Raw genomic sequence first — 12,097 nt, 5'->3', positions numbered from 1 at the left:
ATTTTCACCTCGGCGATGGATGGCCCCATGATTCCCTGGCAACGGCTCGACGCCGTTCAACTCGAAGACGGCATCGAGCTCAAGCTGATGCGCCGCGGCACTGAATACTCCATCATGCTCGGCTCCAACGAGTTGATGAACAGCCGGCTCAGTGGCTCGGAGGAGGCCCTGGCCAGGCTTGCGGCTGAAAAGCTTGCCGGGAGGGCGGCACTCAGAATGCTGATCGGCGGGCTCGGCATGGGGTTCACCCTGCGTGCCGCTCTCAAGGCGTTGCCGGCGGATGCCAGTATCACGGTCGCCGAACTGGTGCCGCAGGTCATCGCCTGGGCGAAAGACCCGATGGCGGAAGTCTTTGACGGCTGTCTCGGCGACCCCCGGGTCCGCCTGCACCAGGGAGACGTTGGCGACTTGATCCGTAATGCCCGGGATGACTGGGATGCCATTCTCCTCGATGTCGACAACGGCCCCGACGGTCTGACCCGGCAGGGCAATGACGCGCTCTATTCCGCCGCCGGGCTTGGCGCTGCTAACCGGGCCCTGGCGCCGGGCGGAGTGTTTTCCGTGTGGTCGTCCGCGCCCGACGCGGCCTTCACCCGGCGGCTGAAACAGGCGGGTTTCGAGGTTACCGAAGTGCCGACCCGGGCCAGCACCAAAAAGCGCGGTGCCCGCCACATGATCTGGCTGGCCGTCAAGCCTGCCTGAATGCCGGGGTTTTGGCCCTGGGGAGGTGTGGCAAGAAGATCTGGCAAAAGCGACCAATCACGCAACCCGGTTGCACCGTGACAGAAGCCGACGCGGCTCGCAAAGGTTGCCTGAGACACCGTTCTGCGGGCAACCCGGCCCGGTTGAACCCCAGGCGTTTAACTGGGAAATTGCCTTCGGGATTGATTTCAGCCTTGGCTTGACGCGAGCCTGCGGGTTCTGGCGTCGATCTGTTCCCGTATGCTGGCCAGCAGCGGGTGCCGGCTGGTCGCCTCCACCCCGTAGCCCAGATTGAAGCCGTAATCGAAACCGGCCGGATTGCTGCCGGTGGAATGGGTCAGCATGGTTTCGATCTTGTCGAGACCCTTTGCCATGACGGCTTCCGGCGTCAGCGCTTCCGCATATTCGTCCCAGAGCGCGATCATCTCACTTTTCAGATCACCGGGCAGGGGCGCGCACAGCGTGTCAAGGTCCGCCCGTTCACGGGCGGCACGGTTATCGCCGGCCTGCTGGTCGGTTGCCGGAACATCCCCGGAAAGGGCCTCGCCAAGATCATGCACGATGCAGAGCTTGATCAGCCGCAACAGGTCGATGCCTTCGAGCGTGTCGGCAAGCAGGATCGCAAGCAGGCAGAGCCGCCAGCTGTGTTCGGCCGTGCTCTCCTGCCGTCCTTTCGGTGTGCGGCCGCTGCGCAGCGTGTCCTTGAGCCGGTTGGCCTCGTCGAGAAAACTCAGGATTGCCGCGATTCGGGCTGGCTCGGGCAGCGCCGTCACTGTGCGGCCTCACGGTCAAGTGAAACCGGGGCAGGCCAGCGCGTCTGGTAATCCCTGGCCCGTCCCGGATCAAGATTGGTCTTGCCGAGATCGCCCCCGGCCCAGTCGAGTACTTTCGGATCCATCACCCGGAACCACAGAGGTGGAAATGACGCCAGCAGGAAGGTGCCGGGATAGCCCGACGGCAGGGTCGGCAGGTCGTCAAAAGAGCGCAACGCCTGATAGGGCCTGAGCGGATTGGCGTGATGATCGGAGTGCCGCTGCAGGTGAAACAGCATCAGGTTGGAAATGATGTGGTTTGTGTTCCTGGAATGCCGTGGCTCGCACGGGGCATAGCGTCCATCGGCATTGAGCTTCCGTTTGAGCCCGTAATGCTCGATGTAATTGGCAGTCGTGAGGTGAAACCAGGCGATCAGATTGTGGACCAGCACGAAGGCCAGCATGGTCCAGCCGAAAGCGGCGACCAGCAGCAGGTCCGCCACCAGCGTGATCGCATAGCCCAGCAGGATGTCGTTGCGCCAGTGGTAGAACGGCAACCCCTTGCGCGCAAGCCGTGCCCGCTCCATCTGCCAGCCGCGCCGCGCGGTTCCCGGAATTTCCCGGCATGCGAAGCGCCACAGGCTTTCCCCGAGCCGGGCGGAGGCGGGGTCCCCGGGCGTGGCGACATGGACGTGATGGCCGCGATTGTGCTCGATGCAGAAATGGCCGTAGCCCGACACCGCATTAGCGAATTTGGCGCCCCACTGGTCGAGCCGGTTGGGCTTGTGGCCCAGCTCGTGGCCGACGGTGATGGCTGTGCCCGAACTCACGCCTGCAGCAACCACCAGGCCGATCCAGGCCCAGAGCGGCGTGCCCGGTTGGCCTGCCGCGATTGCGCAGGCGAGGAAGGAAAACCAGAAAACCGGCACCGATAGAAACAGCAGCACCCGGTAGTATTGATCCGAAGCCATCGCCTCGACCACCTCCTCGGGCGGGTTGTTCGGATCGGTGCCGACCAGGTGATCGCCGACAATGTAGATGCCGTAATAAAACACCACCGGCGCAAGCACCCACCAGGCATCTCCGGTCAGAAGATAGGTCACCGCGGCCAGACCGGGCAGCGACGGAGACAGCACCGAGAGAACCCAGAGCCACCGCTTGTTGTCGCGGTATTTGATCTGTTCACCGGTCTTTGTGGTGCTGATGAAGATCATCGAACGGCTCCCTGGGTGGCCACGCAGTTGGCGCAGCATCTCCTGCCTGATGGTAGGCGGCAGGGTGGACGGGAGCAAGCTGATTGGCAAGCTGCGCCGGGCCGGCTTAGGGGTCGCCTAGGTCCCGACCCGCGTCAGCACGAAGAAACGCGCTGCGCGGCATATGATCCGGCCGGCCGTCAGTCCTGCCTGAAGCAAATCGACCCACGGCATTTTCTTCGCTTCAGCTGACGGCCTTGATACGCCATTTCTGCCGGGTCTCAACATCAAGCTGGCGGAGGAATTGCTCGAAAATCTTGAGCTTCTTGGGTTTGAGCCGGTGGCGGGGATGCACAAGATGCAGTCCGACACCGCGTGGACGTGCATCTTCCAGCACTTCCACCAGTCGGCCGGCACGAATGTCCGAATAGAGCAGATAGCTGGCGAATTGGACGATCCCTGCTCCCCAAACCGCAGCGGCGACCGCAGCCATCGGGGATTCAAATGCCAGCCGGCCGTCCACGCGCAACTGCGCATCCTTGCCAGCGATATGAAAGCGCCAGGGCGCCCGCTGGCCCGATCCCGGGATTATCGCAGCCACGCAACGGTGGCGGCTCAGATCGGCAACCGTGGCGGGCACGCCGTGCCGCTCGATGTATCGCGGTGCCGCCGCGGTTGTGGACGGAATCCTGCCAAGCGGGCGGGCGACAATGTCGGCCTCCGGTACAGAGCCGATGATCACTGCAGCATCAATCTGCTGGCCGATGAAATCCGGCACTGCGTCACCCGACAGGATGTCAAGTTCGATATGCGGATAGGTCTCCATGAAGCTGTTTACAGCCGGCGCCAGCGCCATAGCTGTCAGCCCTGACGGAATCTGCACTCTGAGCCGGCCGCGCGGTTGCCTTTCCGCTGCACCGATCTCGTCTTCGAGGATCTGGACCGCCTCGGTGATCGATCGCGACCGCTCCAGGTAATGCCGTCCGTCTTCCGTCAACCGCAGTCTGCGGGTTGTGCGTTCAATCAGTTGGACACCGAGATAGGCTTCGAGTTCACTGAGGACCGCGCTGGCGCCACCACGCGACAAACCGAGATCGAGGCTGGCCGCACTTAGGCTGCCGCGCTCCGCGATCCGCTGAAACACTTTCATCGCCTTGAGATGGTCCATCGATTGTCTCGAATTTTCCGACACTCAATCCGAACTGGAGGCGTTTTTCAAGCGTTTCCTATCCGCTATTGCCCGCTCCCGAACACCGGATGAACCGGTGTTGACAGGAGTTTTAGACATGAACGCCCAATCCACCATTGAACCGGCCGCCGAGACCAAGGAAGATCTCTACTATGCCATCCACAAAGGCCTCCGTTTCGCCAATGCAAAGATGTTGATTTCGCTCGGGTCGGTTGAGCCATCCGACGAGGCGGCGGTGACTTCCGTTCTCCAGCAGTTTGAAACCCATCTGATGGTCTCGGCAAGCCATCTGCACCATGAGAACGAGAAGATTCACATTCTGCTCGATGAACGCGCGCCCGGCGCTACAATCCATGCCGGCGATGACCATGCCGAGCACGAGCAGGCCTTCGTCGAGATGCGCCGGATGGCTGCGGATGTTGCTGCCGCGGCTCATGACAGGCCGGCAAAGTTGCGCAGTCTGTACCAGCGCTTCGCGGTTTACTTTGCCGATGACTTGACACACATGAATGAGGAAGAAACGGTTCTGATGCCCTTGATCGAGAAGCACTTCTCGGCAGATGAAATTGTCGGCATCCGCACCCGAATTGTGCAGGACATACCGCCGGAAGAAATGGCCTTGTACTCGCGCGCCATGCTTGGCGCCGCAACTCCCTCCGAGCGGGTGGCCATGGTCACCGGCATGCATGCGGGCATGCCCGACAACGTGTTTGCGGCATTCATGGAGACTGTTGTCGGGCACCCCTGGCGGCACGGCGACTGGAACGCGCTGGAGGCTTCGCTGTGCTGAAACCTGCATTAAACGACCGCGCGCCCGACCTGTTCTGCAAAAGGATCCGGACCGGTACCTGCCTCGGCTGTCCGAACTGCCTTCGCTCGGGCAGAGTTGACCGGGGTCAGTCAGAACCAAAAGCTGGCGGGTGATTGCCTGGAGGCCGCGTCAGCGGCCTCTCTGATTTTTCGATCCTTGCCGCATCTCCTTGAAACGGCCTTTCCAACCCCGGGTCAGCCGCTCTAGTGTCGACGTAAAGAAACATTGCACCGGAGGGCAAATGCGTTCATTCGACGAGATTTTTGACATTGCTGCCAACCGCAAGGGCGGAGCAGAGGCGCTCAACGCCATGCTGCCGTTACCAAAGCGCGCGGGAGAGCTGGCCGCCATTCCCGATGATCGGTGGCTTGCAGCGATGACAAGAGGCGTTTTTCAGGCAGGCTTCAACTGGAAGGTTGTCGAAAGCATGTGGCCGGGTTTCGAGGCGGCGTTTGACGGCTTCGACCCGGGTAAATGCGCCATGCTCAATGATGAGGATTTCGGCCGGTTGGTTGCCGACACGCGGATCATCCGCAATGGCGCCAAGATCAGATCGGTTCAGGAAAACGCCATCTTTGTCCGCGAGCTTGCGGCGCAATCCGGCGGCGCCGGCAAAGCCATTGCCGCCTGGCCGTCGACGGATTTCGTCGGTCTTCTCGATCTGTTCAAGAAACGGGGCAGCCGGCTTGGCGGCACAACCGGGCAGTATTGCCTCCGCAGCCAGGGCAGGGACAGCTTCATCCTGTCCCAGAGCGTGGTTGACCGGCTGATTGCCGAGGGCGTGGTCGACAAGCAACCGACCTCGAAGAAGGCTTTGGCCGACGTCCAGTCAGCCTTCAATGTGTGGATGGAGCAATCGGGCCGCTCACTGACCGAAATCAGCCGGGTGCTGGCGATGAGCCTCTGACCGCGCTTTTGGCCGGAGAAAACTGAGAGAGAATGCCAATGCGATGGATTTTCGTGTTTGTCGGCGTTTTTTCGATTTTCGCTCACACCGTAGGCTGGGGCCGCCAGAGGGAGCGTGCGGCAACTTACCGTCGGGGGAAAGGAGGCCCGTGCCCAGTTCCTTAACATTATTTCCTTAGGCTGACCGCGGATTATCTGAACAGGGAAGATGTTCATGCGCCTTTTGTCTGCAATCGCCGCACTGCCTGCCATCCTTGTGACTGCAGGGCCCGCGCAAGCAATCGGTTTTGATGATCTGCTTGTGCAGGTCTTCGGGTCGTCCGATCCAAAGGATCTTGGCGGTCCGATCTTCGTCCTGATCGGTGTCTTTGCCGTGGTGTTTTTCTGGACAGCGCTGCGGATCGGCAGGAAGCGCCAGCGCCGGATGATCGAGGACTACGATGCCGACATCAAGGAGTACTCGACGCGGCTGCGGCGCGGCAGATCCTGATCTATGGGCCGGGAATGCGCAGGCGCCGCCCGTTCGGCGCCGCGACAGGGGGCACTGATCTGATTTCGGAATGCAGGCTTTCCCGAAATTCATTTTCACATCGAAGACAGATGCTTTAGGAAACCTCTGAGAGCCTGTGGCTCGTCTGATCGTTCATTTCCGAGGGGCCTCCATGCCTGCGCAACTCTCCGTCAACCTCAATGCCGTCGCCATGCTGCGCAATCGCCGTGACCTGCCGTGGCCAAGTGTCACCGGCCTCGGCCGCATCGCGCTGCAAAACGGTGCGCATGGACTGACCGTGCATCCGCGTCCCGATCAGCGGCACATCCGTTTTTCAGACCTTCCCGAGATCCGGGCGCTGATTGACGATGAATTTCCTCAAGCCGAATTCAACATCGAAGGCTACCCAACGGAAGAGTTTCTCGATCTGGTCGAAGCCAACGCGCCGGAACAGGTCACCCTGGTGCCCGACGATCCGTCGCAGGCAACCTCCGACCATGGCTGGGATTTCGAGGGCAAGGGCAATCTCCTGCGCTCGGTGGTCGAGCGGTTGAAGAAGGGTGGCGCACGGGTCTCGCTGTTCTGCGATCCCGATGCCACCAGGGCGGCGCTCGAGGCGGCCAAAGCCACCGGTGCCGACCGGGTTGAATTCTACACTGGCCCCTATGGCGGCACTTTCGACGATCCGGCCCGTGCTGCCGAAGAGCTTGAGAAGCTCGCGAATTCGGGAAAGATTGCCGCCGAACTGGGCCTGGGCGTCAATGCCGGCCATGATCTTACGGTCGCAAACGTGCCGGCTCTCGCCCGCGCCATTCCGGAGCTTCTGGAAGTCTCAATCGGCCACGGTCTGACTGCGGATGCGCTCGAATACGGCATGGCGGAAACCGTTCGCCGTTTTGTCAGGGCCTGCGGTCACACGTGATCCTGTTTTGGTCTGACCTCCCTCAACACGGTCCTGCCGAGCCGGCCGGCCAGCAGTTTCGACCGGGCCAAGGCAGCGACTATCGACATTGTGCAGGCAAGACGTCCTGATATTTCTTGAATTTCGCAAATTGCTCGGCCAGAAACCAGTCACGCTTCAACCGGGGTCACCATGAGTCGCATCAAGATAATCGTAACGATGGCAATGCTGGTCCTGGCGGGATGCGTCACCGAGCCGTCGTCAAAATCCTCAAAGAAGCCTTCGGTCAATCTCGACGCTGTATTGCCGCCCGAGAGCCTGTTGCGCAAAGACACGCTTGCAGCGCTCAAACATGACCGCAGTCAGAGCAAGCTTGCCTATGTCGGGGTGTGGGCCAGCAATGGCGACAAATGCGCGATGATGGACCAGACCAGCTTTGAAGGCTTTGCCGTCATTACACCTGACAGCATTCGCCGCTCGAACGAAACCTGCGAAATCTCACAAGGGAAGCCCGGCTCTGCCGTCAACAGCCTTGAAGCCATCTGCAAGGCGCGCGGCAGCATGACGACGAGCAAGAACATCTCCATCCGGATGCTATCGAGCCGCCAGATGGCTCTCACCACCACGCCCGGCACCCCACCCACCGCCATGGTCCGCTGCCGCCTGCTGCCGACCCCGGTCAGTCCCGACTAGCGCCTGTTCAACAGGTCGAGCGGGTGACCCCGGCGACCGGCTGTTTGTTCGCAAGAATTGATCCCGCAGTCCGTCCGGGCATGTGTGCCCCAGGGGCACGGCCAGTACATGCTTCCCGGCTCACCTGCCGTAGGTTGGGGTGGCGTGCGATACTGGCATGGACACGTCGGTTCTCTGCTATTGATCCGCCGTACGGCCGGGACGTGCCAATTTTGGTGAGCCGTACTCCTTTGCCGCAATCGTCGATGATCAAAAGTGGTCAGGACAATTTTGCTCGCAAGATGTGAGCGAGAGGCGCTATTTCGCTTATAAATCCACGGATCCAAGGGGTTTTGATCGCTACAGATCACCCACTTGACTCTCGTTCTCAAAAAAGATCTAAAGTGGTAAGACCACTGGAGGAGACCAATGAACGATAACGTCACCAGGGAAGATTCCGATCCGCAAACCGGAAGCGAGCGCGTGTTCGCATTCTTCCGCGACAAGGTTTTGTCGGGTGAGCTCAAGACCGGTGACCGGCTGCCGGCCGAGCGCGATCTCGCCACCCAGCTCAATGTCGGTCGCCCGCTTCTGCGCGAGACCATGCGGTCGCTGGCCATGCTCGGTCTCGTCGATATCCGGCACGGCAGTGGCGCTTTCGTCGGCAAAGCCGATATTTCGGTGCTCACCAATTTCTTCACCTTCAGCCTGGCCCAGGAACAGAACGTCTCCGAAGACATCATGCAGGCCCGCATGGCGATCGAATGCCAGGCAATCCGGCTCGCCTGCGAACGCGCCACAGACAGCGATCTCGACCGGATCGGCGGCTCGCTGACTGCGCTTATCAACACCTTGTCGGATCCCGAAAAGGGCGGCATGGCCGATTTCCGCTTCCATGCGGCCATCGTTCAGGCGAGCCACAGCCAGGCGCTGATCACGCTCTACAAGGCGATCTCGGAACTGCTCAAGCAGAACCATGTCGAACGCCGTCAGGTCACGCACAAGACACCGGAGGTGATTGACGACCTGGTGGAATCCCACCGCCAGGTATTTCTTTCGATCGTGGAAGGGGATGGAGATGCTGCCGATCACCGGCTGCGCCAGCACTTCGCGATTGGCGACGAACTGCGCCGCAAGAGCATCATTGCTGCTTTCAGCAGTGGTGGAATGGCGAAGTAGACTGAAAATCAACAGTGGAGGAGTAAGCATGTACACTTCAATAACCGGGCGCATTGCGTCCGCCATCCTGACCCTTGGCCTGATGTCGGCTCCGGCTGTCGCGGAAGAACTTCGCTACGCCCATGTCGGCTCCGAAGGCGATATCCAGACCCAATATGCGGCAGAAGCAGCCGCCGGTATCGCGGAAGCCACCGGCGGCGAGGTCACGGTCAAGGTGTTCCCGGCCAGCCAGCTCGGCGGCGTCGCCGAAATGGTCGACGGCGTCCGTCTCGGTTCGATCTCGATGGGTCACCACGACTTTGCCTCGCTGGCGCGCATCGTGCCGGACGTGGCGGTGTTCAATGCGCCGTTCATCTACCGCAGCGCCGAACAGGCGCTGGCGGCGACTGACCCGGACTCATCGCCTGCGCTGCAGGAAATCAACGCCAAGCTGATTGAAGAGGGCGGTGTCCGCATCATCGGCCGCATCTATCGCGGTGCCCGTCACATTTCGTCCAATTTCGAGGTCAAGTCGCCTGCCGACCTGAAGGACAAGCCGTTCCGTGCCGTTCCGCTCGATCTCTGGGTCTCGATGGTCAAGGGCTTCGGCGCAACCCCGACCCCGGTGGAAGTCTCCGAACTCCCCACCGCGCTGATGACCGGTCTGGTGGTCGGTCAGGAAAACCCGCTGACCATGATTTCGGCCAACAAGCTCTACGAGGTGCAGTCGCACGTCGCCATGACCGGCCACATGCACTCCGTGCTTGCTGTCTTCGTCAATGAAGACGTCTGGCAGGCCCTGAGTGAAGACAACCGCGCCAAGATCACCAAGGTGCTCGATGAGAAGGCCGACGAGTCGCTGCGCTGGGCGCAGGAATCGGAAGCCGGTCTGGTCGAGGAGCTGAAAGAGAACGGCATGACCGTTATCACCGAAGCCGACGGTCTCGACATGGATGCTTTCCGCACCCCGGTGTTGGATCAGATCCGGGCCGACTTCCCGGATTTTGCCCCCTATATCGAGCAGATCGCAGCGGTCGAGTAACCCTGTGCTGACCGGCGGGCGTCTTTGGGCGCCCGCCACTTTACCGGGGGAAGGGTGTCATGAAACTTGCCAGACGCATTGTTGAAATCGCCAGCGTTTTTTTGCTCGGCGCCTTGGTCTTCGTGCCATTCGCCCAGATCATCATGCGCTCGGTCTTCGGCGCGCCGATAGTTGGTGCGGAAGAGTTCACACGCTTTCTGTTGATCTGCGTTGTCTTCATCAGCTTCCCGCTGGTGGTCGAGGCTGGTGAGAACATCGTCATGGGGGATCTGCGCAAGGCGATGCCGGATCTGTTCCGGCGGTTCCTTGACCTGCTGACCTCGCTGTCAGCGATCTTCATTGCCGGGCTGGTTGCCTATGCGGTGCTCGGCACCATCGGCAAGAACCTCAACAACGCTACACCGACGCTGAAGATTCCATTCTGGCTCTTCCTCGGCTCCACCCTGTTCGGTTTTGCTGCCGCGGCGGTCGTCCACATTGTCCATCTGCGCAGGCCGCCGCAGAAAGCCACCAGCGTCAGCATCTGAGAGCAGCCATGGGTATTGTCATCATTCTGGCCTTTCTGGCGCTCTTCATCCTCGGGTTCCCGGTGGTCTATGCCATCCTGCTGCCGAGCATCGTTTATATCCTTGTCGAGGGCTTTCCGCTCGGTCTGCTGGCCCAGCGCGTCACCTATGCGCTCGACAGTTTTCCGCTGGTGGCCGTGCCGGTGTTCATCTTTGTCGGCAATCTGATGAACCTCTCCGGGGTCACCGACCGCATCTTCCGTTTCGCCGACACCCTTGTTGGACGCGCGCCGGGCGGTCTCGCCCAGGTCAACATATTCTCGTCGCTCATCTTTTCCGGCATGTCAGGCGCAGCTTTGGCCGATGTCGGCGGACTGGGAAAGATCGAGATCGAGGCCATGCGCAAGCGTGGTTTCAGCGCCCCGTTTTCGGCTGCGGTCACTGCCTCGTCGGCTGTTGTCGGTCCGATCTTTCCGCCGAGCATCCCGCTCATCGTCTACGGTTCGGTGACCAGCGTCTCGACCGTGCAATTGCTGCTCGCAGGCATCGTTCCGGCACTCATCTGCGTTGCCCTGCTGATGCTGACCGCAGCTGTGCTTTCGATGCGCCATGCCATGCCCCGGGCCGAACGCTGGCCCACTTTAGGGGAGGTCTGGGTTTCTCTGCTTCCGGCACTTCCGGCGATCCTGGCGCCGGTGCTGATGATTGCAGGCATGCTGGTGGGCCTGTTCACGCCGACAGAAGCTGCCGCTGTGACTGCGGTCTATGTCATCCTGATCAGCGCGCTGATTTACGGTGAGCTGACATGGGCGCATCTGTGGAACTCGATGCTGGCCACGGTGCGCTCGACCAGCGCGATCCTGATCATTGTTGCCGCCGCCGCCCTGTTCGGCTGGATCCTTGCCGTCGAGCAGGTGCCGCAGGATTTCGCTGCGCTGATCCTGCAGCTGTCGACCAACCCGCTGGTGCTGTTGCTGATCGCCAACCTGATCTTCTTCATCGCCGGCATGTTCCTCGATTCCACCACCGCGACGCTGCTGGTGGTGCCGGTGATTGCACCGCCGATGGTGCTGGCCGGCGTCGACCCGGTGCATCTGGGCATTGTCGCGATCTTCAATCTGATGATCGGGCTGCTGACACCGCCCATGGGGCTGTCGCTGTTTCTGGTCTGCTCGATCGCCGACATTTCGCTGCGTCAGCTGCTCAGGGCGCTTGCCCCGTTCTATGTCCCGCTGCTGCTGACGCTCGGCGTGATCACCTTCGCCCCTGATCTTGTACTCTGGCTTCCCAGCTTCCTGCGTTAGCCCCATTGGAAGGAAAATCCATAATGCGAATAGTCGTCGGTTCCGATCATGCCGGTTTCCCCATGAAGGCGCATGCCCTGGAAACCATCAAGGCACTGGGCCATGAAGTCACCGATGTCGGCTCGTTCGACGATCAGCCAGTGGATTTTCCCGACATTGCCAAACTGGTGACCGGTGCGTTGGCGGACGGCACTGCCGACCGCGCCATCATGGTCTGCGGCACCGGCGTTGGCGCCTCGATTGCCGCCAACAAGGTCAAGGGCATCCGCGCCGCCGTCTGCCATGATGTTCACTCTGCGCACCAGTGTGTCGAGCACGATGATGTCAATGTCATGTGCATCGGCGCCCAGATTGTCGGCCCCTGGCTCGCCAGTGATCTGATCCGTGCCTTCCTGGAAGCCGAATTCTCCACCAGCGAGGAATTCCGCCGGCGGGTGGAAAAACTTCACGTGATGGATTCCGAACGCTGAG

The 12,097-nt window shown here is 61.0% G+C and carries 14 protein-coding genes; 11 read left to right on the top strand and 3 right to left on the bottom strand.

Annotated features, from left to right (window positions below):
- Positions 1-27: 27 nt before the first annotated feature.
- Entirely contained in the window at positions 28-702 is a 675-nt protein-coding gene (locus CRO46_RS12030; RefSeq protein WP_097108262.1) for a spermidine synthase, read from the top strand.
- A gap of 188 nt (positions 703-890) precedes the next feature.
- Here the strand turns inward: CRO46_RS12030 and CRO46_RS12025 are convergent, their stop codons facing one another.
- From CRO46_RS12025 to CRO46_RS12015, 3 genes are all read right to left on the bottom strand, one after another.
- Positions 891-1,475: an HD domain-containing protein gene (locus tag CRO46_RS12025; RefSeq protein WP_097108014.1), complete on the bottom strand. Its 585-nt coding sequence runs from the start codon at positions 1,473-1,475 to the stop codon at positions 891-893.
- Positions 1,472-2,668: an alkane 1-monooxygenase gene (locus CRO46_RS12020; RefSeq protein WP_097108013.1), complete on the bottom strand. Its 1,197-nt coding sequence runs from the start codon at positions 2,666-2,668 to the stop codon at positions 1,472-1,474. The genes CRO46_RS12025 and CRO46_RS12020 overlap by 4 nt, the downstream gene beginning before the upstream one ends.
- 223 nt (positions 2,669-2,891) lie before the next feature.
- Positions 2,892-3,815, bottom strand: coding sequence for a LysR family transcriptional regulator (locus CRO46_RS12015; protein ID WP_097108012.1), 924 nt, complete (start codon positions 3,813-3,815; stop codon positions 2,892-2,894).
- A gap of 118 nt (positions 3,816-3,933) precedes the next feature.
- Here CRO46_RS12015 and CRO46_RS12010 point away from each other — a divergent pair, with 118 nt between their 5' ends.
- From CRO46_RS12010 to CRO46_RS11965, 10 genes are all read left to right on the top strand, one after another.
- Positions 3,934-4,626 carry a hemerythrin domain-containing protein gene (locus CRO46_RS12010; protein ID WP_097108011.1) on the top strand — a complete coding sequence of 231 codons (693 nt, stop codon included), beginning with the start codon at positions 3,934-3,936 and terminating at the stop codon, positions 4,624-4,626.
- Positions 4,627-4,888: 262 nt separating this feature from the next.
- The gene (locus CRO46_RS12005; RefSeq protein ID WP_097108010.1) at positions 4,889-5,554 is read left to right on the top strand and encodes a DNA-3-methyladenine glycosylase I; all 666 of its coding nucleotides are present in this window, start codon (positions 4,889-4,891) and stop codon (positions 5,552-5,554) included.
- 213 nt (positions 5,555-5,767) lie between these two features.
- Positions 5,768-6,043 carry a hypothetical protein gene (locus tag CRO46_RS12000; RefSeq protein ID WP_143439027.1) on the top strand — a complete coding sequence of 92 codons (276 nt, stop codon included), beginning with the start codon at positions 5,768-5,770 and terminating at the stop codon, positions 6,041-6,043.
- Positions 6,044-6,215: 172 nt separating this feature from the next.
- Entirely contained in the window at positions 6,216-6,965 is a 750-nt protein-coding gene (locus CRO46_RS11995; RefSeq protein WP_097108008.1) for a pyridoxine 5'-phosphate synthase, read from the top strand.
- A 171-nt stretch (positions 6,966-7,136) separates the two neighbouring features.
- Positions 7,137-7,637, top strand: a complete 501-nt coding sequence (locus CRO46_RS11990) for a hypothetical protein (protein WP_143439025.1) — start codon at positions 7,137-7,139, stop codon at positions 7,635-7,637.
- A 408-nt stretch (positions 7,638-8,045) separates the two neighbouring features.
- Positions 8,046-8,795, top strand: coding sequence for a FadR/GntR family transcriptional regulator (locus CRO46_RS11985; protein WP_097108006.1), 750 nt, complete (start codon positions 8,046-8,048; stop codon positions 8,793-8,795).
- Positions 8,796-8,823: 28 nt separating this feature from the next.
- Positions 8,824-9,816, top strand: a complete 993-nt coding sequence (locus CRO46_RS11980) for a TRAP transporter substrate-binding protein (RefSeq protein ID WP_097108005.1) — start codon at positions 8,824-8,826, stop codon at positions 9,814-9,816.
- A gap of 59 nt (positions 9,817-9,875) precedes the next feature.
- Entirely contained in the window at positions 9,876-10,343 is a 468-nt protein-coding gene (locus CRO46_RS11975; RefSeq protein WP_097108004.1) for a TRAP transporter small permease, read from the top strand.
- Between the two features lie 8 nt (positions 10,344-10,351).
- Positions 10,352-11,626: a TRAP transporter large permease gene (locus CRO46_RS11970; protein WP_097108003.1), complete on the top strand. Its 1,275-nt coding sequence runs from the start codon at positions 10,352-10,354 to the stop codon at positions 11,624-11,626.
- A gap of 23 nt (positions 11,627-11,649) precedes the next feature.
- Complete coding sequence (locus tag CRO46_RS11965) at positions 11,650-12,096, top strand: RpiB/LacA/LacB family sugar-phosphate isomerase (protein WP_097108002.1); 447 nt, start codon at positions 11,650-11,652, stop codon at positions 12,094-12,096.
- The last annotated feature ends 1 nt before the right edge of the window (position 12,097 follow it).

The sequence above is a fragment of the Parahoeflea halophila genome, assembly GCF_900220985.1.
GTDB classification, from domain to species: Bacteria; Pseudomonadota; Alphaproteobacteria; order Rhizobiales; family Rhizobiaceae; genus Hoeflea; species Hoeflea halophila.
This window is presented reverse-complemented; position numbering and strand designations above follow the sequence as displayed.

Bases quoted from the DNA above. Each gene is read 5' to 3' on its own strand.
- CRO46_RS11990 (WP_143439025.1), top strand. From the start codon at position 7,137: ATGAGTCGCATCAAGATAATCGTAACGATGGCAATGCTGGTCCTGGCG.
- CRO46_RS11970 (WP_097108003.1), top strand. From the start codon at position 10,352: ATGGGTATTGTCATCATTCTGGCCTTTCTGGCGCTCTTCATCCTCGGG.
- CRO46_RS11980 (WP_097108005.1), top strand. From the start codon at position 8,824: ATGTACACTTCAATAACCGGGCGCATTGCGTCCGCCATCCTGACCCTT.
- CRO46_RS11995 (WP_097108008.1), top strand. From the start codon at position 6,216: ATGCCTGCGCAACTCTCCGTCAACCTCAATGCCGTCGCCATGCTGCGC.
- CRO46_RS12005 (WP_097108010.1), top strand. From the start codon at position 4,889: ATGCGTTCATTCGACGAGATTTTTGACATTGCTGCCAACCGCAAGGGC.
- CRO46_RS12010 (WP_097108011.1), top strand. From the start codon at position 3,934: ATGAACGCCCAATCCACCATTGAACCGGCCGCCGAGACCAAGGAAGAT.
- CRO46_RS11985 (WP_097108006.1), top strand. From the start codon at position 8,046: ATGAACGATAACGTCACCAGGGAAGATTCCGATCCGCAAACCGGAAGC.
- CRO46_RS12020 (WP_097108013.1), bottom strand. From the start codon at position 2,668: ATGATCTTCATCAGCACCACAAAGACCGGTGAACAGATCAAATACCGC.
- CRO46_RS12015 (WP_097108012.1), bottom strand. From the start codon at position 3,815: ATGGACCATCTCAAGGCGATGAAAGTGTTTCAGCGGATCGCGGAGCGC.
- CRO46_RS11975 (WP_097108004.1), top strand. From the start codon at position 9,876: ATGAAACTTGCCAGACGCATTGTTGAAATCGCCAGCGTTTTTTTGCTC.
- CRO46_RS12030 (WP_097108262.1), top strand. From the start codon at position 28: ATGATTCCCTGGCAACGGCTCGACGCCGTTCAACTCGAAGACGGCATC.
- CRO46_RS11965 (WP_097108002.1), top strand. From the start codon at position 11,650: ATGCGAATAGTCGTCGGTTCCGATCATGCCGGTTTCCCCATGAAGGCG.
- CRO46_RS12000 (WP_143439027.1), top strand. From the start codon at position 5,768: ATGCGCCTTTTGTCTGCAATCGCCGCACTGCCTGCCATCCTTGTGACT.